Raw genomic sequence first — 22,071 nt, 5'->3', positions numbered from 1 at the left:
TGGGGCGCATGGAATATGGTGGCCTGGGGCGGAATCGAACCACCGACACAAGGATTTTCAATCCTCTGCTCTACCGACTGAGCTACCGGGCCTGAGCCTCAGATTATATATCACCAGAAAGGGAGGCCCGGCCCGCTGGGGGCCGGCGAGTCAGACGCCGCGTTTGCCGCGGGTCAGATCCACGCCGAGTTGCTTGAGCTTTCGGTAGAGGTGGGTACGCTCAAGGCCGGTTTTCTCCGCCACACGGGTCATGGAGCCGCCTTCCTTGGCCAAATGAAATTCGAAGTAGGCTTTTTCAAATTCGTCACGTGCATCGCGCAGGGGCTTTTCAAGCAAAAAGCTTTGTGTGGCCTGAGGACCCAGGTCGACGGGTGTCGGCAAGGTCCCGCCGGTCATCACGGCTTCTACCGTGAGGTCGGCTGCGTGTGCCGCGGGGCTGCTGTTCATTACGGCGGGTTTGCGGGGAGCTGCCTTGGTGAGGCCCTGCTCCACGGCCTTCAGGAGTTTTTGCAGGGTGATGGGTTTCTCAAGAAACGCCATGGCACCGATCTTGGTAGCCTCGACTGCCGTATCGATCGTGGCGTGGCCGCTCATCATGATGACGGGCATGGTCAGCAAGCCACTGGAAGACCACTCCTTGAGCAGCGTCACGCCGTCAGTGTCGGGCATCCAGATGTCCAGTAGCACGAGGTCGGGCCTGGAACGTCCGCGGGCGGCGCGGGCCTGAGCGGCGTTCTCGGCGAGCTCGACCTGATGCCCTTCGTCATTAAGAATTTCTGAGAGAAGGTCGCGTATGCCCAGCTCGTCGTCGACCACCAGAATATTTGCCATGATTGAATTGCTGCCTGCCTGTTATTGCGAATGCCGTGCGGATATCGAAGTGTTACTGAATGTGTTGTTAAGCCACAACTGCAAATGATAACGACACTTGTGCCCCTTGCACCAAACCGTCTGCTACGCGATTTGAAATATCGATACGGGCTCCGTGTTCATCTGCAATTTTTTTGACGACCGCGAGCCCCAGACCCGTGCCCTTTACCTTGGTCGTGACGTAGGGCTCGAACGCGCGTTTAAGGATATGTTCGGGGAAGCCCGTTCCGTTGTCGCGCACCGTCAGACGCACACGCCTGGACGTTTCAGAGTATTCGGTCTTGAGCGTAACCCGTCCGTCCTCCTTGCCTTCCTGCGCATCCTGGGCGTTCTGCAGCAGGTTGTGGATGACCTGGCGCAGCTGCTGATCGTCGCCCTGGATTTTCGGGGCCTTGGGGTCCAGCTCTGTAACGACCGGAACCGCGGCACTGCCGCTGCGCAGTTCGCTGTGATCGTCACTGAGGTAGAGCTGCATCACATCGTTGATCAATGCATTGAGGTCAACAGGCTTGAGTTCGGCTGCCGGCAGGCGGGCGTAGTCGCGGAATTCATTCACAAGCCGCTTCATCGCGTCGACCTGGTCGACGATGGTTTTGACGGATTTGGTGAGCAACAGCTGCTCGGGTTCGCCGACCTTGCCGGTGAGTTTCATTTCGAGGCGCTCAGCCGACAGCTGGATCGGCGTGAGCGGATTCTTGATCTCGTGGGCCAGGCGGCGCGCCACCTCGCCCCAGGCCTGCGCGCGTTGGGCCGACACCATTTCGGAAACATCGTCAAACACCAGCAAAAACTCTTCGGTGCCCGGCATCTTGGCGCCACGGGCGATCAGCGTGATGGCGTTGTCGGGCGCACCGGGCACGGCCGCGTTGAGCTCAAAAGACTGCTGCCAATGCTCAAGCCCGTGCGGCGCACCATCGCTGAGGTAATCGGTGAACTGGGCCAGCACATCTTTGGCAAACAGGCCCAGGCCTGGCACTTCGCCCAGCGATTTTCCGTGGTATGCCGCCAGCGGCGCACGCAGGATGCGGGTAGCCCCAGGGTTGCTGGACTGGATGCGGCCATGCACATCCAGCACGATCACGCCGGCGGTGAGGTTGTCCAGAATGGTCTGCAGGTTGGCGCGCGCGGCATCAACCTGGCTCATGCTTTGCTGCACTGCCGAGCGGGCATCGGCCAGCTGCTGTGTCATGTCGGCAAAAGAACGCGTGAGCCCGCCCAGCTCGTCCTTGCCCTGCAGGGCGGCCTTGGGTGTCAAGTCGCCCTGGGCCACTTGGCGCACGCCCTCCGCCAGCACCAGCAGCGGCTTGGCCAGCTGGTTGCCCAGCACCACGGCCAGCAGTACCGCACCGAATACGGCCAGGAACAAGCTGAGCGTGAGTGTGCCTATATACATCTTGCGCAGGCCTCCGCGTGCCAGCGCGCGCTCCTGGTATTCGCGGTTAGCTTCCTGGACGGCGACAGCATTGGCCACCAGGCCCTCAGGCAGCAGCTGGGTCACCTGCAAAAACCGCGCGTCGCCCAGCACGTTCACATTGGGGTTGTTCACCACGGCAATCGCCTTGACCCGCGCAACGGCCCCCGGCGCGGTACCGGCAGCCCCACCTGCGGCCAGCTCGCCGTTGCCGGCAGACACCACCTCATCGAGGCCTTCAATCTGCGTGACGACGCGCTGTGTGCGTGCTGCGCGCAGTTGCTGCACCGAAGGGCGTTCGGGTTTCAGCAGAAATCGCGACTCACCTGCGCTGGCGATCACCTGGCCCGAGGGGCTCCAGAGCACCACATCGCTGGCCTGGAGCTGGTCGCGCAGGCGTTCAAGTGCGAGGCCAGCCATGGCGTCCGGCGTCTCGGAAATTTGGGTGGCGGCCTGTCGTGTCTTGTTGCCAAGGTCGGCGGCCAAGGTGTCCAGCGTGGCCCGGCCCAGGTTCAACCCGGCCGCCAGCGCCCCCTCCACTTCCACGTCAAACCAGCTTTCAATCGACCGCGACACAAACTGGTAGGACACCACATAAATCATCAGCCCCGGCATGAGGCCGACCAGCGCAAAGATGGCGGCCAGCTTGACCAGCAGCCGGCTGCCGAAGCGGCCGCGGTACAGCCGCAGTGCAAGGCGCGCCACAATCCATCCGATGACCAGCAGCAGCAAGCCGGCAACGGCCACGTTGAGCACAAAGAGCAGTGCGTAATTGCGCTCGTACAGCTCGCGATTGCCGGTGGCCTGCGTCAGCAGGAACATCAGCACCAGGCCGAGCGCCGCGATGGCCCCCACCCCGACACCGACCGTCCAGCGAAAAGCCTTGCTGCTCTTGAGGGAGCCGCCGCTGACCTGCAGGTTCACTTGACGCCCTCGGCGCTGGAGACCACAGGCGTGGCGGGCTCCAGTTTCAGCCGCTCCCTGACCTGCGCGGAGATATTCCAGTCTTTTTGCCCGGCTACCCCGATCTGGAAGGGGCGCGGCAGCTGCGTCAGGTCGAGCCTGAAACTGAAATCAAGCTTGTGGGCGGCGTCGGGGTCGACCTCGGCCGCATCGGCGATTTTCCAGCGCGCCACGCGCTGGATGGCAGACAGGGCCTCGGGAAGGGTCTCGTAATTCTGGTTCAGTGTGGCGCGCAGGCCCGCCGAACTGGTGATGAGGCCCGAAGCAATGTTGACGCGCCAGCGGCGGGTCAATGGCTGGTATGCCAGGCGAACGGTGCGGGCCGCACTGGCCACGCGCGGGTCCGTCCAGTACCAGCGGTCGCGGTAAATGTCGGCTTCGACCACAAAAAACATCGGGATCCCCTTGAGCAGGGCGTCTTCCACGACCGCCGGAAGCTCAAACCGGACCTGCGCGGACAGGTGAACACCATCGTCACCGCGCTCCACGCGCAGCTGCGTGATCTCGGTGGCCAACGCCGGTCCCGGTGCGGCCATCGCGATGCAAAGGCACAGCCCTGGCAGAAAACGCCCCATGATGCCCACCGCACGCCGCCAGCTGTCAGCGGCTGCGTTTTTCAAGGAGGGCGTAATAGAAACCGTCGTGTTCACGCATCAAATTGTCCGGGAAGACCGTCGCTCCGACGCCACTTTGGGGGAGCAAATGCCCCGGCGAAGGCTTTAATAAGGCGTCGGTGTGGTGCGTAAGAAACGTTTGTATCTGGTTGTCGCCTTCCGCGCGAAAAACTGAACAGGTGCAATACAGCAGGCGCCCGCCGGGCTTGAGCAAAAGCCAGAGCGTTTTAAGCAAATGCGCCTGGATGTCGGCCAATTGGGTGATGTCCGTGGGCCGGCGCAGCCAGCGTACATCCGGGTGGCGCCGCACGATGCCCGAAGCCGTACAGGGTGCATCCAGCAGGATCGCGTCGAATGCCTGCCCATCCCACCAGGAATCAGGCTGGCCGGCATCGCCGACACGGATGTCAGCCTGCAGACCCAGGCGGTGCAGATTCTGCTTCACGCGCTCGCAGCGGCGCGCATCAATGTCCAGCGCTGTCACGTCGCAATCGGCCAGTTCAAGCAGGTGAGCGGTTTTGCCGCCCGGTGCAGCACAGGCATCCAGCACTTTCAGCCTCCCGGCTTCACCGCCCTCGGCTTTCAAACCATCCAGAAGCAAAGGCGCAGCCAGCTGCGCCGCGGCGTCCTGAACCGAAAAATGCCCTTCCGCAAAGCCCGGCAACGAGCTCACGGCCTGCGCACGGGCGAGGATGACTCCCTGCCTGCCGACCGGTGTTGCTTCAATATTGATAGCTGCCAGCGCATGCTGGTATTGGGCTTGAGTCGTTTTTCGCTCATTAATGCGCAAGATCAGCGGTGCCTGGGTATTGTTGGCCTGCAGTATGGCCTGCCAGTCCCCGGGGTGGTCCTTGCGCACCCGGTCTATCCACCACTGGGGATGGTTCCACACGGCCTGCGGGCTTTTCTCGGTGCGTGCCACCAGCTCCTCGCGTTCGCGCAAGAACCGGCGCAGGCACCCATTGATAAAGCTGGCCTGGTGCTGTGTGGCGTCGCCGCGCTTGGCGGCTTCAACGGTCTGGTCGACCAACGTGTGTGCCGTGTATCTGGCCCCCGCGCTTGTCGCTTCGCGGGCCTTCGGCGGTGCGCTGCCCCATTCAGAAGAAGAAGGGGCTAATTTTCCTGGGGGCGGCCCGCCGGAAAATTGTTCCGGCCAGCTGACATCGATTTCGTTCCAGGCCAAGGCGAGGGCGACACACAGCAACGCATCTGCCTCGGGCGGCGGCGGGCGGCGCGCCAGTTGCTGGCGCAAGGCCTCGGCGCGGCCCAGCCAGCGCAGCGTGTGAAAACCCAGCGCCTGGACGCCGGGCCGCAACGCGGCATCCACATCTTCCAGCGCGGCGGTCATGGACTGGCCATCACGCACGGCCATTAAAAGGGAAGCAGCGCCCTGAAGCTGGCGCCACAGGGGGACTTGGGTCGGGTTGTCTTGCATTTGTCTCACGGATACCGCCCGAAGGGGACGGCAACCTGTATTAGACCAGTAGCAAGTCCCCGCCGCGCCACCCCGAATTGCAAGCAGGGGCCGCGGGACCGGCTTTGCCGGACCGCAGGCGCAGCGGCCCCCTCGGGGGGCAGGGAGTTACGCGAAGCGAACGACCGTGGGGGCTAACTGAGACTGTCTGCCCAGATATTGCTCGCCCAGTTCAGCGCGTAGACGCCCTCAAGCTCGGTAGGCCCGGCACTGACGCCGCCGGAGCCGGCTACCGCCTTGAAAGTTTTCTCTGCCACCACATACTCATGCACGCTGGCCACATGGATCACATTCTTGTTGTCGACAAAGCTGTAGCAGGTATTGGTGAGCATGGGCGCGGGGTTGACCTCCCAGCCCGAGAGCTGGGCCACGATGGCGGCGGCCGCCACTTTGCCATGGTTGTTGGCCATGTGGCCGCTCTTGGGCATGGCCGGCGCGACCTGAATGGAGTCGCCGAGAACATGCACGTCCTTTGCGGCAGTGGATTCAAACGTCAGGTAATTAACGCCGCACCAGCGGTTGTTGGCCTGGTTGTTGAGGCCTGCCTGCACGGCAATCGTGCCGGCACGCATGGCGGGCAGCACATTGAGCACGTTGGCTTTCACGTCGTCCTGCACATCAAATTTGATAAGGCCGGCCTTCGCATCGACCGACGTGGCCTTGTGCTGGCCCCGGTATTCGACGATGCCCTTGTACTGCTCGGCCCACACTTTCTTGAAGAGCGGCCCTTTGGATGTCACGTCCGGATTGGCATCAAGGATGAGCACCTTGCTGCGCGGTTTGGCGGCCTTGAAGTAGCCGGCAATGACGCTGGCGCGTTCGTACGGGCCGGGTGGGCAACGGTATGGCGCTTCGGGAATGGTGATCGCGTAAACGCCGCCGTCGGGCATGGCTTCAAGCTGCCGGCGCAGCGCCACGGTTTCCGCGCCGGCCTTCCAGGCCTGCAGGACCTGGCCGGAGGCATTGGCGTCTTTCAGGCCCTCGATGCTGCCGAACATCAGTTCGACACCAGGCGAGACCACCAGCTTGTCATAGGCGATGGTGGCGCCGCCTGCCAGCGTAACCGTTTTCTTCGCGGTATCGATGGCGCTGGCGTAGTCCTTCACCACGGTGACGCCGTGGTTGCGCGACAGGCCCGCATACGACGTCGTAAGGTCGCCGATCTGCTTGCCGCCGCTGAGCACGAGGTTGGAGATAGGGCAGGAGATAAACGCGTCCTGCGGCTCGATCAGCACCACGTCGATCTTGTTGTCCGAGAGCAGGCGCACATATTTGGCAGCTGTGGCGCCGCCGTAGCCGCCGCCTATAACAACCACTTTGGCCTTGGAAGGAATCGAGGTGCTGGCGCAACCGGCCAGGCCCAGCAGGCCCAGGGCAGCGCTTGACTGCAGGAAAGAGCGGCGCTTGAAGCCCGCCAGCGAAACAGTGTGAGGAGACGTATTCATGGTGTCTGTTCCTTACTTCTTCTGTGCAGCAAAGTAGCTGGCCAGCGACTCGATCTGCGCGTCGTTGAAGCCCTTGCTGATCTGGTGCATCACCGTGGCGGGCCGCGTACCGGCCTTGAAGGCGTTCATCTGCGCAACGATGTAACCCTTGTCGAGGCCTGCAAGCGAAGTGACCGCGGAACCCTGAACCACTTTGCCATTGGTACCGTGACAGTTGGCGCAGGTTGCCGCCAGACCCCTGGCGTAGAGCGCTTCTTTGGTGCCGGCGTTTTGCGCCTGCGCCATGGGGCTGAGCGCAAGGCAGAGCAAGGGCAGCGCAAGGCGCTTGAAGCTCCTGAATATTGGAAGACGTAACGTTCTCATAGGTTCTCCTGTCGTTTTGGGGCAGCCGTCTTTTCAACTGACAATTTAACGTCGCGCTCCCTGCACCCTATAGGGAGTATCCAGTACTTCGGCAGCAGTTGGAGCCCTGCCGTTCAACCCAATGGCGATGTGCTTATTGGAAAGTTATTGCTGCCATGGCGAATCTAGAAAATGGCGTCCGGCCGCGTCGGCATTTCATCATCGCGCTGCGTGGGTAGCGCCTCCATTGACCGGCCATAGATGCGGCGAATGCGCTCGGCCAATGGAGGATGGCTGGCGAACCAGTGGGTATCTGCACGAAGGCCCACCAGCAGCATGTGCTGCACGGCCGGGTGCACGCTGCGCGGCATCAGCCCCTGCGCCTGCTGGCCCGCCACCTTGCGCAGCACGCCACCCAGGCCATCCTTGCTGCGCGTGAACTGCACGGCTCGCGCATCTGCCAGGAACTCGCGCTGGCGCGACACCGCCGCCTTCAGTGCACGCCCCGCAAGCCATCCGAGCGAGCCTGTGGTCATGATGGCAAAGCCGGGCAAGGCAAGGAAAGAACGCCCGCCGCTGTCGTTCTGCGCGCACATGCTGCGTCCGAGGTTGAAGACCATCTCAAGCCCGAACACCATACCGGCCAGCCGCATGTTCAGACGCGTATCGCCTTCGCGTATATGGCTGAATTCATGTGCCACCAAGCCCTGCAGCTCGTCGCGTGTCAGATACTCCAGTGCACCGCGCGTTACCGCCACCACCGAGTCGTCCTCATTCCAGCCGGTGGCAAACGCATTGATGCCCTCTTCCCGGTCGAGCACCATGGCCTGGGGCGGCCGCATGCTGGCGGCAATGGCAAGCTCACTCACGATGTTGCACAGCTTTTGTTCGGCCTCCCGGCTGGCTGGCCAGGCTTCCCGGGCACCCGCACGGCGCGCCAGCTTCTCACCGCCGCCCTTCAGCGCAGAGGTTTCCAGCCACCAGCCGCCAAACACGAACAGCAGGGTCATGCCCGTGTTGACCGCAAAGAAGTAGCCGGGGTAGCCACTGAAGCCGGGGGCCACCAGGCGCCAGGTGAGCGCCAGCGCGGCATTGACCGCCACAACCAGTGCAAGCACTGTCAAGCCGAACAGCACCAGCAGCCGCGTGGTCTGCCCGCGCGCTGTCTCCTGGCGCTCAAAAAAGCGCATTCACAGCCCCTCGGGTCATCTCACCCTTCAATACCCGAGGAGCACGCAGGCAGCTTACAGAGGATCCAAACCAGCCAGGGCCGCGGAACCGGCTTTGCCGGGCCGCAGGCGTAGCGACCCCCGAGGGGCTGGAGCCTGCGGCTCCAAAGCTGCTTGAGCAGCTTTGGACAGGCGACAGAGGCGAAGCGTCTCGCGAGCCGCGGCCTGCAAGGCCTCGCGTGATACACGAAGTGACAAGCGTGGGGGCCACGTTTTCAGAACTGGACACGCACAGCCTGACGCTCGGCCGGTGTTTCGGTTGCGCGCAGCATGGCTGAGGGCGCAAAACCGAACGTGCGGGCAATCAGCAGCGCGGGAAACTGCCCCTGCGCATTGTTGTAGTCCAGCACGGCATCGTTATAAGCCTGCCTGGCAAAACCGACCTTGTTTTCGGTGCTGGTGAGCTCTTCGCTGAGTTCACGAATGGTCTGGTCGGCCTTGAGTTCGGGGTAGGCCTCGGCTACGGCAAAAAGCCGCCCCAGGCTGCCGTCCAGCGACTGCTCGGCGGCGGCCAGCGCCACAACGGCGCCAGCATTGGCCGGGCGGCTGCGCACCGCATCGCTGGCCGTGCGCGCCTGGTTGCGCGCAAGCATCACCGCCTCAAGCGTGCTTTGCTCATGCTGCAGGTATTTTTTGGCGGCTTCGACCAGATTGGGAATCAGGTCGTAGCGGCGCTTGAGCTGCACATCGATCTGGGCGAAAGCGTTGGCAATGATGTTTTTCAGCCGAACCAGCCGGTTGTAGGCGCCTACGGCCCAGAAAACCAGCAAGGCAAACACAATGACGAAAACAAGCGTGCTAAGAGGCATGGATATTCCTTGGTGCGACATGAGCTGACACTCACCCGACAGCTCGGCGGGCGACTGCCGCGAGGTTAACTGTTTTTGGGCTCAATCGGCAAGCTTGCAGGCTGTTTTTGATTGCCACCAAACGCTATGATTTTTATAGCTGATTGCGCACGTCCGATATGCGCAAAACCCCAATTTCGCTTAGATCCCCGCCTGCATGATTGCCACGCGACGGACGTCCTGCCATAAAAAAAGCCCCACACCCTTGCGGGATGTGGGGCCTGGCGCCTTTTACGGCGCGGGAGTCAGTCTGGCTTACTCGGAAGCCGCGCTGTCGCCACCCGCTTCGGCTGCGGCGGGCATGGCTTCGAGCTCGGCCGCTTCGGCTTCAGCGATGGCGCGGCGCTCTGCGTCGTCCATCTGGTCCTTGGCTTTGCGTGCCTCGTGGTAGGCCATGCCGGTACCGGCGGGAATCAGGCGGCCGACGATCACGTTTTCTTTCAGGCCACGCAACTCGTCGCGCTTGCCCATGATGGCAGCCTCGGTGAGCACGCGGGTGGTTTCCTGGAAGGAAGCCGCAGAAATGAACGAATCGGTCGACAGCGAAGCCTTGGTGATACCGAGCAACAAGTTGCTGAACGTTGCCGGAATCTTGCCGTCAGCGCGCAGGGCGTCGTTGGCATCCAGCATGGCAGAACGCTCGACCTGTTCACCAGCGATGTAGCTGGAGTCACCCACGTTTTCAACGACCACGCGGCGCAGCATCTGGCGAACAATCACTTCAATGTGCTTGTCGTTGATCTTCACGCCCTGCAGACGGTAAACGTCCTGCACTTCGTCGACGATGTAGCGTGCCAGCTCTTCCATACCCAGCAGGCGCAGGATGTCTTGCGGGTCGGCCGGGCCGTCCACAATCGACTCGCCCTTGTTGACCACCTGGCCTTCGTGCACCAGGATGTTCTTTTCCTTCGGAACCAGGTCTTCCCAGACCTTGCCTTCAGGATCAGTGATCTGCAAGCGGACCTTGCCTTTGGTTTCTTTACCGAAGGACACAGTACCGGTCATTTCAGCCAACGTGCCCTTGTCTTTCGGCGTACGGGCTTCGAAGAGCTCGGCAACACGCGGCAGACCGCCGGTAATGTCGCGGGTCTTCTGGCCTTCGATCGGGATGCGGGCCAGCACTTCGCCGGGGCCCACGTCCTGGCCGTCACGCACCTGGACCAGCGCACCCACCTGGAAGCCAATCGTCACCGAGTGATCGGTGCCGGGGATCTTGACTTCATGGCCGGAGGCGTCAATCAGCTTGACCTGCGGACGGATCACTTTCGTGGCGCCGCGGCGTTTCGGATCGATCACCACCAGGGTGGACAGACCCGTCACATCGTCAACCTGCTTGGCAACCGTCACGCCTTCTTCCACATTCTCGAAGGCCACCTTGCCGGCGAACTCGGTAATGATGGGGCGCGTCAGCGGATCCCAGTTGGCCAGAATGGCGCCGGCCTTGATGGTCTGGTCGGCCTTGACGGTCAACGTGGCACCGTACGGCACCTTGTGGCGCTCACGCTCACGGCCGTGTTCATCATGGATGATGATCTCGCCGGAACGGGCGATCACGACCAGCTCGCCCTTGCTGTTGGTCACATAGCGCATCGGCGCATTGAAACCGATCACGCCGTTGGACTTGGCTTCGACGCTGGAGGCAATCGCTGCGCGCGATGCGGCGCCGCCGATGTGGAAGGTCCGCATCGTCAGCTGCGTGCCGGGCTCACCGATCGACTGCGCGGCGATGATACCGACGGCTTCGCCGATGTTGATGAGGCCGCCGCGACCCAGATCTCGGCCATAGCACTTGGCGCACAGACCGAAACGGGTTTCGCAGGTCAGTGCCGTGCGCACTTTCACTTCGTCCACGCCGGCTGCTTCGAGCTCTTCGATCAGGTCTTCGTCCAGCATGACCCCGGCCTTGGCCAGCACCGAGCGGTTTTCCGGGTGCAGGATGTCTTCGACCGCTGTGCGGCCGAGGATACGGTCGCGCAACGATTCGATGACTTCACCACCTTCGACGATGGCGCGCATGAGGGAACCCTCTTGCGTGCCGCAATCTTCTTCGGTGACCACCAGATCCTGAACCACGTCGCAAAGGCGGCGCGTCAGGTAGCCGGAGTTGGCCGTTTTCAGCGCCGTATCGGCCAGACCCTTACGGGCACCGTGGGTGGAGATGAAGTACTCCAGCACGTTCAGGCCTTCACGGAAGTTGGCGGTAATCGGCGTTTCGATGATGGAGCCGTCTGGCTTGGCCATCAAACCGCGCATACCGGCGACCTGGCGAATCTGCGCAGCGGAACCGCGGGCGCCGGAGTCGGCCATCATGTAGATGGAGTTGAAGGACTCCTGCTCGACTTCCTTGCCGTTGCGGTCCAGTACTTTTTCTTTCGAAAGCTGGGCCATCATCACCTTGGACACTTCGTCGCCGGACTTGCCCCAGATGTCGACCACCTTGTTGTAGCGCTCGCCGGACGTCACGAGACCCGAGACATACTGCTGCTCGATTTCTTTGACTTCCTTTTGTGCGCGCGCAATGATGGCGGGCTTTTCCTTGGGGATCAGCATGTCGTCGATGCAGATCGAGATGCCGGCTTTTGTCGCCAGGCGGAAGCCCGACTGCAGCAGCTTGTCGGCAAACACCACGGTCTCTTTCAATCCGCACTTGCGGAAAGACACGTTGATCAGCTTGGAGATTTCCTTTTTCTTCAACGCCTTGTTGATGTTGGAGAAAGGCAAACCTTTGGGCAGGATCTCGGACAGCAGTGCACGGCCGCCCGTGGTTTCCCACAGCTTGGTCGACGGCACAAATTCGCCGGTGGCCTTGTCTTTGGTGTACTCGGTCAGGCGCACGCTGATGCGGGCGTTCAGGTCAAGCTCACCCGCGTCAAATGCCCGGCGCACTTCGCCGGTGTCGGAGAACACCAGGCCTTCGCCCTTGCCGTTGGTACGGTCGCGGGTCGTGTAGTACAGGCCCAGCACAACGTCCTGCGAAGGAACGATGGACGGTTCGCCGTTGGCAGGGAACAGGATGTTGTTCGAAGCCAGCATCAGGGTGCGGGCTTCCATCTGTGCTTCTACCGACAGTGGTACGTGGACAGCCATTTGGTCACCGTCGAAGTCGGCATTGAAGGCCGAACAGACGAGCGGATGCAGCTGGATGGCTTTGCCCTCGATCAGGATGGGTTCAAAGGCCTGAATGCCCAAACGGTGCAGCGTAGGCGCACGGTTCAGCATCACAGGGTGCTCTTTGATCACCTCTTCCAGGATGTCCCACACCACTGGCGTGCCGGATTCGACTTCCTTCTTGGCTGCCTTGATCGTCGTGGCGATGCCGCGCGACTCAAGCTGCGCAAAGATGAAGGGCTTGAACAGTTCCAGCGCCATGAGCTTGGGCAAGCCGCACTGGTGCAGCTTGAGTGTTGGGCCCACGGTGATCACGGAACGGCCGGAGTAGTCGACGCGTTTGCCCAGCAAATTCTGGCGGAAACGGCCTGACTTGCCCTTGATCATGTCGGCCAGAGACTTCAGTGCGCGCTTGTTGGCGCCCGTCATGGCCTTACCGCGGCGTCCGTTGTCGAGCAACGAGTCCACAGCTTCCTGCAGCATGCGCTTTTCATTGCGGGCAATGATTTCAGGCGCCTTCAGCTCCAGCAAACGGCGCAGACGGCTGTTGCGGTTGATCACGCGGCGATACAGGTCGTTCAGGTCGGAGGTCGCAAAACGGCCGCCGTCCAGTGGCACCAGCGGACGCAGGTCCGGCGGCAGCACAGGCAGCACGTCGAGCACCATCCAGCCCGGTTTGATGCCGGACTTCTTGAACGCTTCCATCAATTTCAAGCGCTTGGCGTTCTTCTTGATCTTGATTTCGGAACCGGTCAGGTCGTTGCGCAGCTTCTCGATTTCAACGTCGAGATCCAGCCCTTCGAGCAGGTCCTTGATGCCTTCCGCGCCCATCTTGGCGGTGTATTCATCACCGTATTCCTTGCGCTTGGCGTCATAGTCGTCTTCCGACATGATGCTGAATTTCTTCAGCGGGGTCATGCCGGGGTCGGTGACTACATATGCTTCAAAGTACAGCACGCGTTCGATGTCGCGCAGCGTCATGTCGAGCACCAGGCCCAGGCGCGACGGCAGCGACTTCAGGAACCAGATGTGCGCGCACGGTGCGGCCAGATCGATGTGACCCATGCGCTCGCGGCGAACCTTGGTTTGTGTGACTTCAACGCCGCACTTTTCGCAGATGACACCGCGGTGTTTCAGGCGCTTGTACTTGCCGCACAGGCATTCGTAGTCCTTGATGGGGCCAAAGATCTTGGCGCAAAAAAGACCGTCGCGCTCTGGCTTGAAGGTACGGTAGTTGATGGTTTCAGGCTTCTTCACTTCGCCGAAAGACCACGAACGGATCTTCTCGGGCGAAGCCATGCCGATCTTGATGGCATCAAAATGCTCATCCGGCGTGAATTGCTTGAACAGGTCGAGTAATGATTTCATGAGTTAAATCCTTTTCTTTCCTGTTGATTAGCTGCGTTCGAGTTCGATGTCGATACCGAGCGAGCGGATTTCCTTGACCAGCACGTTGAACGACTCGGGCATGCCGGCCGTGATCGCGTGCTCGCCCTTGACGATACTTTCGTAGACCTTGGTACGGCCCTGCACGTCGTCCGACTTGACGGTGAGCATTTCCTGCAGCGTGTAGGCGGCGCCGTACGCTTCCAGCGCCCAGACCTCCATCTCGCCGAAACGCTGTCCGCCGAACTGCGCCTTGCCGCCCAGCGGCTGCTGGGTGACGAGCGAGTAAGGACCGGTCGACCGTGCATGCATCTTGTCGTCCACCAGGTGGTGAAGTTTCAGGAAGTGCATGTAGCCCACCGTGGTCGTGCGCTCGAACGCATCACCCGTACGGCCGTCATACAGCTGGGCCTGGGTACGCGTTGCCGTCAGGCCCTTGGCCTTGGCAATGTCGTCCGGATACGCCAGCTGGAGCATGCCCATGATCTCGGCCTCGGAAGCACCGTCAAACACGGGAGTGGCAAAAGGCACGCCAGTGGTGAGGTTGCCGGCCATCTCGATGATGTCGGTATCCGACAACTTCGCCAGGTCCTCTGCGCGGCCTGACTTGTTGTAGATCGTTTCCATGAACTTGCGGATTTCCTGCACCTTGGCTTCGGCTTGCAGCATGTCCCCGATGCGATGGCCCAGGCCCTTGGCGGCCCAGCCCAGATGCACCTCAAGCACCTGGCCCACGTTCATCCGTGAAGGCACGCCCAGCGGGTTCAGCACGATGTCGCACGGTGTGCCATCGGCCATGTGCGGCATGTCTTCGACCGGAACGATCTTGGACACGACACCCTTGTTGCCGTGACGGCCGGCCATCTTGTCGCCAGGCTGCAGGCGGCGCTTGACGGCCAGGTAAACCTTGACCATCTTGAGCACGCCCGCTGGCAACTCGTCGCCCTGCGTGAGTTTTTTGCGCTTTTCTTCGAAAGACAGGTCGAAGCTGTGGCGCGTCTGCTCCATCGAGTTCTTGACGCTTTCGAGCTGCGCAGCCACTTCGTCATCGGCAGGACGGATGTCAAACCAGTGGTACTTCTCGACATCGGCCAGATAGGCCTTGTCGATCTTGGTGCCCTTGGCCAGCTTCTTCGGGCCGCCGTTGGCAACCTTGCCTATCAGCAGTTTTTCGATACGGTCGAACGCGTCGGCCTCGACGATGCGCAACTGGTCGTTCAGGTCCAGGCGGAAGCGCTTGAGTTCGTCGTCAATGATCTGCTGGGCGCGCTTGTCACGCACGATGCCTTCACGGGTGAAGACCTGCACGTCGATCACGGTGCCTTGCGAGCCTTGGCTCACGCGCAGCGAAGTGTCTTTCACATCGCTGGCTTTTTCGCCGAAGATGGCGCGCAGCAGCTTTTCTTCCGGTGTCAGCGTGGTCTCGCCCTTGGGCGTGACCTTGCCGACCAGCGTGTCGCCCGGCTGGACTTCAGCGCCGACATAAATGATGCCGGACTCGTCTAGGCGGTTCAGCTGTTGCTCGGACAGATTGGGAATGTCGCGCGTGATTTCTTCGGCACCCAGCTTGGTGTCACGGGCCATCACGACGAGTTCTTCGATGTGAATCGAGGTGTAGCGGTCTTCGGCCACTACGCGCTCGGAGATCAGGATCGAATCCTCGAAGTTGTAGCCGTTCCATGGCATGAACGCGATCAGCATGTTCTGGCCAATGGCGATTTCCCCCAGGTCAGTCGATGCACCGTCGGCAATCACGTCACCCTTGGCCAGCTTGTCGCCGATCTTGACGATAGGACGCTGGTGGATGTTGGTGTTCTGGTTGGAACGCTGGTACTTGATCAGGTTGTAGATGTCCACACCGACTTCGCCGGCGAGGGCTTCTGCGTCGTTGACGCGCACCACGATACGGGTTGCATCAACGTAGTCCACCACACCGCCGCGATTGGCAGTCACCACGGTGCCGGAGTCAACCGCAGCAACCCGCTCAATGCCCGTGCCGACCAGCGGCTTTTCAGGGCGCAGTACAGGCACGGCCTGACGGGACATGTTGGCGCCCATCAACGCGCGGTTGGCGTCATCATGCTCGAGGAACGGAACCAGGGAAGCCGCCACCGAGACGATCTGTGCAGGAGACACGTCCATGTACTGGACGCGTTCTGCGCCCACCAGTACGGACTCACCGTTTTCCCGGGCAGACACGAGGTCACCGGTCAGCTTGCCGGCATCGTCCAGAGCCGCGTTGGCCTGGGCGATGACGTATTTGCCTTCTTCGATGGCCGACAGGTAGTCGATCTGGTCGGTGATTTTGGCGTCCACCACACGGCGATACGGGGTTTCAATGAAACCGTATTCGTTGAGGCGGGCATACAAGGCCAGCGAGTTGATCAGACCGATGTTCGGACCTTCAGGCGTTTCAATCGGGCAGACGCGTCCGTAATGGGTCACGTGCACGTCGCGCACTTCAAAACCGGCGCGTTCGCGGGTCAAACCGCCCGGGCCAAGAGCCGATACACGGCGCTTGTGGGTGATTTCGGCCAGCGGGTTGGTCTGGTCCATGAACTGCGAGAGTTGCGATGCACCGAAGAACTCTTTCAGCGCAGCCGAAATCGGTTTGCTGTTGATGAGATCGTGCGGCATCAGCGGCTCTTGCTCGGCCTGGCCGAGACGCTCTTTCACGGCCTTTTCGATACGTGCCAGACCGGTACGGTACTGGTTTTCAGCGAGTTCGCCGACACAACGCACGCGGCGATTGCCGAGGTGGTCAATATCATCGACTTCACCGTTGCCGTTGCGCAGGTCCACCAGGATCTTGACGACAGCGAGGATGTCCTCGTTGGTCATGACCATGGGGCCAGTGGACGAATCACGGCCCACGCGGGCATTGAACTTCATGCGGCCGACCTTGGACAGATCGTAGGTATCCGGGTTGTAGAACAAGCGCTGGAACAGGGCCTGCACGGCATCTTCGGTGGGTGGCTCGCCGGGGCGCATCATGCGGTAGATGGCAACGCGCGCAGCAAACTCGTCTGCGGTTTCGTCGGAGCGCAAAGTCTGGGAAATGTACGAACCCTGGTCGAGTTCATTGGTATACAAAACCTGCAGGTCCTGCACGCCGGCAACGCGCAACTTCTTCAGCAGCACTTCGCTCAGTTCATCATTGGCCTTGGCGATGATTTCACCGGTCTCAGCATCAACGATGTTCTTGGCGACCACACGGCCGATCAGGAAATCTTCGGGAACGCTGATCGTCGTGGTGCCGCTTTGCTCCAGCTCGCGGGTATGGCGAACCGTGATGCGCTTGTCTTTCGCGACCACGACCTTGCCGTTTTTGTCGGTAATGTCGAAACGGGCCACTTCACCGCGCATGCGCTCGGCCACGAATTCCATCTGTGCACCGCTATCCATCAGGCGGAAATTGTCGAACACAAAGAAATTGGCCAGGATGGATTCCGGGTTCAGGCCAATGGCCTTAAGCAGAATCGTGACAGGCATCTTGCGACGACGGTCAACCCGGAAGTACAGGATGTCTTTGGGGTCGAACTCGAAGTCGAGCCACGAACCGCGGTAGGGAATGATACGGGCCGAAAACAGGAGCTTGCCCGAGCTGTGGGTCTTGCCCTTGTCGTGTTCAAAAAACACGCCAGGCGACCGGTGCAACTGGGACACGATCACGCGTTCGGTCCCGTTGATCACAAAAGAGCCCTTGTCGGTCATGAGCGGCACTTCGCCCATGTAGACCTCTTGCTCTTTGACTTCCTTGACCACCTTGGACTGCGATGTGGAGGATTCGCGGTCATAAATGATCAGCTGCACCTTGGCACGTACGGCCGAGGCGAAAGTAAGGCCACGAGTCTGGCACTCGCGCACGTCAAATGCGGGTTTGGCCAGGTTGTACTCGATGAACTTCATCTCGACAAAACCATTGTGCGAGACGATGGGGAAGGCGTTTTCAAACGCTGCCTGCAGGCCTTCAACGGTCCGCTTTTGAGGCGCACGGTCGGCTTGCAGGAACGCTGTGTACGCGTCTTTCTGCATTTGCAGCAAATAGGGAACAGTCAACACGCTTTCGCGGTTGCCGAAGCTTTTGCGGATGCGTTTACGTTCGGTGTAGGAATAGGCCATGAGTTCTCCGCGTTGATGGGCTCTGGCGACTCTCGTGCCCGAATACACCACGTATTCAGGCAGCTTGGTGGTTGGCCACTACCAACCATGGCGGACGGTGACGCATTGCACGTCACCCGAACCAAGGCGTTTTCTGCAGTCGGGGTCAGAAAACACTGGAAAAAGGACTGGTATCAATCATTTTTCCAGTGTTTCTACAAAACACTGAACAGGCTGCAGGCCTGTCAGGGTTCGAAGAACACTGGAAAGCAGACGGTTAAGTCTGCTTTTCGGTGTGTTCCTTGAAACACGAAAGGCTGGAAGCCCGACTACGGTCTTCCAGCCTTCTCAAACACCAAGAATTACTTGAGTTCGACTTTCGCGCCAGCTTCTTCGAGCTTCTTCTTCGCAGCTTCTGCGTCAGCCTTTGGAGCGCCTTCCTTGACGTTCTTCGGAGCGCCGTCAACCAGGTCCTTGGCCTCTTTGAGGCCCAGACCGGTGATTTCGCGAACGGCCTTGATGACCGACACCTTGTTGGCGCCAGCTTCGAGCAGCACGACATTGAAGTCGGTCTTCTCTTCAGCAGCTGCAGCAGCACCGCCGCCACCGCCAGCAGCGGGAGCAGCCATCGCAGCTGCGCTCACGCCAAATTTCTCTTCGATGGATTTCACCAGTTCGTTGAGTTCGAGGACCGTCATGCTATCCAGCGCGGTCAAAAATGCGTCTTTATCGAATGCCATTTTGAATTTCCTAAAAAGTTGGGTACAAATTACGCTGCTACAGCTTCAGCTGCTGCGGGGGCATCGGCTGCGCCGCCGCCCTTTTTGGCCGCCAGGGCGCCCAGCACAACGGCCGTACGCGACATAGGCGACATCAGCAAGCCACACAACTGGGCGAGCAACACTTCCTTGGAAGGAATGTTGGCCAGTTGCTTCACGCCGTTCACGTCCAGGGATTTACCGCCAAATGCACCACCGCGAATCACCAATTTGTCATTGGTTTTTGCGAAGTCAGCGACTACTTTTGCAGCAGCCACAGCATCTGTGGAAAAGCCATAGATCAGCGGGCCCGTCATCTGGTCGGACACGACTTCGAATGCACTGCCTGCCACGGCACGGCGAGCCAGGGTGTTCTTCAGAACACTCAGGTTCACGCCTTTGTCGCGGGCTTGGCTGCGCAGACGGGTCATGTCAGCGACCGTGATACCACGGTATTCCGCCATCACGAGCGTTTGAGCTTTAGCGGCGAGGCCAGTCACTTCATCAATGACGGCTTGTTTCTCACTGCGGTTGAGACTCAAGGTCTACTCCTTAAAAATGTGTGGTCAGCTTCCAGCGGCTTTCACCACCTTCAACCTTCAACACGCTCATGTTCAGCGACCAACTGTTTCAGATTCTTTGCAAAACCATCTGCAGCGGGACCGCCATCTGCGTTGGCTGTCTTTCGATTAAGCGGCAAGCCCAAAAAGCCTGCCACGCCAACGGTCTTTGATGACCTGCCGGAACGAACCCCGGCAGCCCACCACATTGGGCGCCCTTTGCGGGGCACCCAAATTTCTGCGATTACGCCGCGATGGTTTGCGTGTCGACGCGAACGCCCACACCCATCGTTGACGAAACCGCAACTTTCTTCAAATACACACCCTTGCTCGAAGCCGGCTTGGCTTTTTGCAACGCGTCGATCAGTGCAGCCAGATTGCCTTGCAACTTGGCGGTGTCGAACGAGCGGCGGCCAATCGTGCCGTGAACAATACCGGCCTTGTCGACACGGAACTGGACCTGGCCGGCTTTGGCATTCTTGACGGCTTGCGCCACGTCAGGCGTCACGGTGCCAACCTTGGGGTTGGGCATCAGGCCGCGGGGGCCGAGCACTTGGCCCAGCGTACCCACGATACGCATGGCATCAGGGGAAGCAATCACCACGTCGAAGTCCATCTTGCCTGCCTTGATTTCGGCAGCCAGATCGTCCATGCCGACGATGTCTGCGCCAGCGGCTTTGGCTTCTTCAGCCTTGGCACCCTGGGCGAACACGGCCACGCGCTTGGTCTTGCCGGTGCCGTTTGGCAGCACGACAGCACCGCGAACGACCTGGTCGGATTTCTTGGCATCGATGCCGAGCTGCACAGCCACGTCGATGGATTCATCGAACTTGGCGACAGCAAATTCCTTCACGAGGCCAAGGGCGTCGGAGATTGCGTACAGCTTGTTGCTGTCGATTTTGTCGCCAATGGTTTTTTGGCGTTTGGTCAGTTTGCTCATACAACACCCTCCACCGACACGCCCATGGAGCGGGCCGTGCCAGCAATCGTACGAACTGCAGCGTCGAGGTCAGCAGCCGTCATGTCTTTCATTTTGGTTTTGGCGATTTCTTCAAGCTGTGCGCGGGAAATCTTGCCGACCTTCACCGTGTGCGGCGTGGACGAACCCTTGTCGAGCTTGATGGCTTTTTTGATCAGGACGCCTGCCGGAGGCGTCTTGATGACGAAGGTAAAACTCTTGTCGGCAAATGCCGTGATCACCACAGGCAGTGGCAAGCCTGGCTCAACACCTTGGGTCTGCGCATTGAATGCCTTGCAGAATTCCATGATGTTCAGGCCACGCTGACCGAGCGCAGGGCCGATCGGGGGGGACGGGTTGGCCTTACCAGCTGGCACTTGCAGCTTGATGAAGCCGACGATTTTTTTCGCCATACTTTTCTCCTTGCGGGTCATAACGCCTGAACGCTGCCAAGGCAGGTCCGGGCTCCCCGGGGGTTACACAACTCAAAAACAATCCGCAAGGACCGTTTCGCGCCGAGTTGCAAGGCGCGAAATTATTTACCGAATCGAAATTACGTTTTTTCGATCTGGCTGAATTCCAGCTCTACCGGCGTTGCACGTCCGAAAATCGTGACTGAAACGCGAACCTTGTTTTTGTCGTAATTGACTTCTTCGACCGTACCGTTGAAGTCGGTGAAAGGACCATCCTTGACGCGGACGTATTCGCCCGTTTCAAACTCGACCTTGTGGCGCGGTTTCTCGGTGCCAACCTGCATCTGGCTGACGATCTTCTGAACGTCTTCCTCAGAGATCGGGGCCGGACGATTCTTGGCGCCACCGACAAAACCCGTCACCTTGTTGGTGTGTTTCACCAGATGCCAGGTCTCATCATCCATGACCATTTCAACCAGCACATAGCCCGGAAAAAATCGGCGCTCGGTCGTCTTCTTCTGACCGTTCTTGATCTCAACCACCTCTTCAGTGGGCACCAGGAAACGACCAAACTTGGACTGCATGCCCGCGCGGTTGATGCGCTCAACGATGTTGCGCTCGACCGCTTTTTCCATGCCGGAATAGGCATGGACGACATACCACTGCATGCCTGGGGTCGGCGTGAGAGACGTTCCCGCCGCCACTTCGCTGACTACCGTGCCGTTCAGATCGCTCATTATTTTTTCCATCCCAGGATCAGGTCGTAAAACACCCATTCGAGCGTTTTGTCCGTAAGCCACAAGAACAAGGCCATGATCACCACAAAACCGAATACATAGGCCGTCATCTGGATGGCTTCTTTACGAGCCGGCCAGACAACTTTCCGGACCTCGCGCCATGAGTCGCGCCCAAAAGCCACAAATTGCCTGCCCGACTCCGAAGTCATGAACACAGCAACCGCCGCCACCAAACCAGCAATCAAGGCACCCCACTGGGCTAATTGACCCTGCTTGGCAAAGAAATAGAAGCCCACCAGCGAGGCCAGCACCAGCGCGACAGCCACAGCCAACCTGGCCTTGTCGGCGTTGGTACTGACAGTTTCAACTTGAGAAGAGGCCATGGTCGCCGATTTCCTGTTCAATCTTCATGCGTCTCTGCAGACGCTTAAGCCCACCTGGAGTTTTTGACTCCTGGCGGGCTTGCTTTTTATCTTTTCAAACCACCCTCAGCATCGACACTCATCAAAGCCGGGTGGCAGGGGCAGTAGGAATCGAACCTACAACCTTCGGTTTTGGAGACCGACGCTCTGCCAATTGAGCTATACCCCTCCATCAAACCTTACAAATTACGCAATGATTTTGGCAACGACGCCGGCGCCGACGGTCTTGCCGCCTTCGCGGATGGCAAAGCGCAGGCCTTCTTCCATGGCGATCGGGTTGATCAGCTTGACGGTGATCGACACGTTATCGCCTGGCATGACCATTTCCTTGCCTTCTGGCAACTCGATCGCACCGGTCACGTCCGTCGTGCGGAAGTAGAACTGGGGGCGATAGTTGTTGAAGAATGGCGTGTGGCGGCCGCCTTCGTCCTT

Annotated in this window: 17 protein-coding genes and 2 tRNA genes; all 19 read right to left on the bottom strand. The window is 60.1% G+C overall.

Annotated features, from left to right (window positions below):
* Positions 1–16: 16 nt before the first annotated feature.
* Positions 17–92 (bottom strand) — tRNA-Phe (locus tag AC1DVV_RS17010).
* A 58-nt stretch (positions 93–150) separates the two neighbouring features.
* Complete coding sequence (locus AC1DVV_RS17005) at positions 151–831, bottom strand: response regulator (protein ID WP_457282636.1); 681 nt, start codon at positions 829–831, stop codon at positions 151–153.
* 67 nt (positions 832–898) lie between these two features.
* On the bottom strand, positions 899–3,205 hold the full coding sequence (locus AC1DVV_RS17000) for an ATP-binding protein (RefSeq protein ID WP_457282635.1): 2,307 nt from the start codon (positions 3,203–3,205) through the stop codon (positions 899–901).
* Positions 3,202–3,864 (bottom strand): DUF4390 domain-containing protein, encoded by a 663-nt coding sequence (locus AC1DVV_RS16995; RefSeq protein ID WP_457282634.1) that lies wholly within the window; start codon positions 3,862–3,864, stop codon positions 3,202–3,204. Before AC1DVV_RS16995 ends, AC1DVV_RS17000 begins: the two co-directional genes overlap by 4 nt.
* Entirely contained in the window at positions 3,845–5,293 is a 1,449-nt protein-coding gene (gene rsmB, locus AC1DVV_RS16990) for a 16S rRNA (cytosine(967)-C(5))-methyltransferase RsmB (RefSeq protein WP_477666886.1), read from the bottom strand. Before rsmB ends, AC1DVV_RS16995 begins: the two co-directional genes overlap by 20 nt.
* A 173-nt stretch (positions 5,294–5,466) precedes the next feature.
* The gene (locus AC1DVV_RS16985) at positions 5,467–6,777 is read right to left on the bottom strand and encodes an FCSD flavin-binding domain-containing protein (RefSeq protein ID WP_477666887.1); all 1,311 of its coding nucleotides are present in this window, start codon (positions 6,775–6,777) and stop codon (positions 5,467–5,469) included.
* A gap of 12 nt (positions 6,778–6,789) precedes the next feature.
* A complete protein-coding gene (locus AC1DVV_RS16980) occupies positions 6,790–7,140 on the bottom strand; it encodes a c-type cytochrome (RefSeq protein WP_477666888.1) in 351 nt (116 codons plus the stop codon).
* A gap of 164 nt (positions 7,141–7,304) precedes the next feature.
* Positions 7,305–8,309 (bottom strand): M48 family metalloprotease, encoded by a 1,005-nt coding sequence (locus AC1DVV_RS16975; RefSeq protein WP_457282631.1) that lies wholly within the window; start codon positions 8,307–8,309, stop codon positions 7,305–7,307.
* Between the two features lie 254 nt (positions 8,310–8,563).
* Complete coding sequence (locus AC1DVV_RS16970; protein WP_457282630.1) at positions 8,564–9,157, bottom strand: LemA family protein; 594 nt, start codon at positions 9,155–9,157, stop codon at positions 8,564–8,566.
* 294 nt (positions 9,158–9,451) lie between these two features.
* Positions 9,452–13,672 carry a DNA-directed RNA polymerase subunit beta' gene (rpoC, locus tag AC1DVV_RS16965; RefSeq protein ID WP_457282629.1) on the bottom strand — a complete coding sequence of 1,407 codons (4,221 nt, stop codon included), beginning with the start codon at positions 13,670–13,672 and terminating at the stop codon, positions 9,452–9,454.
* A gap of 27 nt (positions 13,673–13,699) precedes the next feature.
* Complete coding sequence (gene rpoB, locus AC1DVV_RS16960; protein WP_457306669.1) at positions 13,700–17,812, bottom strand: DNA-directed RNA polymerase subunit beta; 4,113 nt, start codon at positions 17,810–17,812, stop codon at positions 13,700–13,702.
* 341 nt (positions 17,813–18,153) lie between these two features.
* Entirely contained in the window at positions 18,154–18,531 is a 378-nt protein-coding gene (rplL, locus tag AC1DVV_RS16955; protein ID WP_431094480.1) for a 50S ribosomal protein L7/L12, read from the bottom strand.
* Between the two features lie 29 nt (positions 18,532–18,560).
* Positions 18,561–19,091, bottom strand: coding sequence for a 50S ribosomal protein L10 (gene rplJ, locus AC1DVV_RS16950; RefSeq protein WP_457282627.1), 531 nt, complete (start codon positions 19,089–19,091; stop codon positions 18,561–18,563).
* Between the two features lie 262 nt (positions 19,092–19,353).
* The gene (rplA, locus tag AC1DVV_RS16945; RefSeq protein WP_457282626.1) at positions 19,354–20,049 is read right to left on the bottom strand and encodes a 50S ribosomal protein L1; all 696 of its coding nucleotides are present in this window, start codon (positions 20,047–20,049) and stop codon (positions 19,354–19,356) included.
* Positions 20,046–20,480 carry a 50S ribosomal protein L11 gene (rplK, locus tag AC1DVV_RS16940; RefSeq protein ID WP_007871338.1) on the bottom strand — a complete coding sequence of 145 codons (435 nt, stop codon included), beginning with the start codon at positions 20,478–20,480 and terminating at the stop codon, positions 20,046–20,048. The genes rplA and rplK overlap by 4 nt, the downstream gene beginning before the upstream one ends.
* A 140-nt stretch (positions 20,481–20,620) precedes the next feature.
* On the bottom strand, positions 20,621–21,148 hold the full coding sequence (nusG, locus tag AC1DVV_RS16935) for a transcription termination/antitermination protein NusG (RefSeq protein WP_228778638.1): 528 nt from the start codon (positions 21,146–21,148) through the stop codon (positions 20,621–20,623).
* A gap of 68 nt (positions 21,149–21,216) precedes the next feature.
* On the bottom strand, positions 21,217–21,600 hold the full coding sequence (secE, locus tag AC1DVV_RS16930) for a preprotein translocase subunit SecE (RefSeq protein ID WP_457282625.1): 384 nt from the start codon (positions 21,598–21,600) through the stop codon (positions 21,217–21,219).
* Positions 21,601–21,732: 132 nt separating this feature from the next.
* Positions 21,733–21,808: transfer RNA gene (locus AC1DVV_RS16925), tRNA-Trp, on the bottom strand.
* Positions 21,809–21,825: 17 nt separating this feature from the next.
* On the bottom strand, positions 21,826–22,071 hold a 246-nt coding region (locus tag AC1DVV_RS16920; RefSeq protein ID WP_477686924.1), incomplete at its 5' end, for an EF-Tu C-terminal domain-related protein.

Source organism: Polaromonas sp. P3_B4, assembly GCF_056402835.1.
This window is presented reverse-complemented; position numbering and strand designations above follow the sequence as displayed.

Excerpts from the sequence above, each read along its gene's own strand:
- rsmB (WP_477666886.1), bottom strand. The coding sequence starts at position 5,293 with ATGCAAGACAACCCGACCCAAGTCCCCCTGTGGCGCCAGCTTCAGGGC.
- rpoC (WP_457282629.1), bottom strand. The coding sequence starts at position 13,672 with ATGAAATCATTACTCGACCTGTTCAAGCAATTCACGCCGGATGAGCAT.
- rplL (WP_431094480.1), bottom strand. The coding sequence starts at position 18,531 with ATGGCATTCGATAAAGACGCATTTTTGACCGCGCTGGATAGCATGACG.
- AC1DVV_RS16980 (WP_477666888.1), bottom strand. The coding sequence starts at position 7,140 with ATGAGAACGTTACGTCTTCCAATATTCAGGAGCTTCAAGCGCCTTGCG.
- AC1DVV_RS16985 (WP_477666887.1), bottom strand. The coding sequence starts at position 6,777 with ATGAATACGTCTCCTCACACTGTTTCGCTGGCGGGCTTCAAGCGCCGC.
- rpoB (WP_457306669.1), bottom strand. The coding sequence starts at position 17,812 with ATGGCCTATTCCTACACCGAACGTAAACGCATCCGCAAAAGCTTCGGC.
- nusG (WP_228778638.1), bottom strand. The coding sequence starts at position 21,148 with ATGCAGTGGTATGTCGTCCATGCCTATTCCGGCATGGAAAAAGCGGTC.
- rplA (WP_457282626.1), bottom strand. The coding sequence starts at position 20,049 with ATGAGCAAACTGACCAAACGCCAAAAAACCATTGGCGACAAAATCGAC.
- AC1DVV_RS16975 (WP_457282631.1), bottom strand. The coding sequence starts at position 8,309 with ATGCGCTTTTTTGAGCGCCAGGAGACAGCGCGCGGGCAGACCACGCGG.
- secE (WP_457282625.1), bottom strand. The coding sequence starts at position 21,600 with ATGGCCTCTTCTCAAGTTGAAACTGTCAGTACCAACGCCGACAAGGCC.
- AC1DVV_RS16970 (WP_457282630.1), bottom strand. The coding sequence starts at position 9,157 with ATGCCTCTTAGCACGCTTGTTTTCGTCATTGTGTTTGCCTTGCTGGTT.
- AC1DVV_RS17005 (WP_457282636.1), bottom strand. The coding sequence starts at position 831 with ATGGCAAATATTCTGGTGGTCGACGACGAGCTGGGCATACGCGACCTT.
- rplK (WP_007871338.1), bottom strand. The coding sequence starts at position 20,480 with ATGGCGAAAAAAATCGTCGGCTTCATCAAGCTGCAAGTGCCAGCTGGT.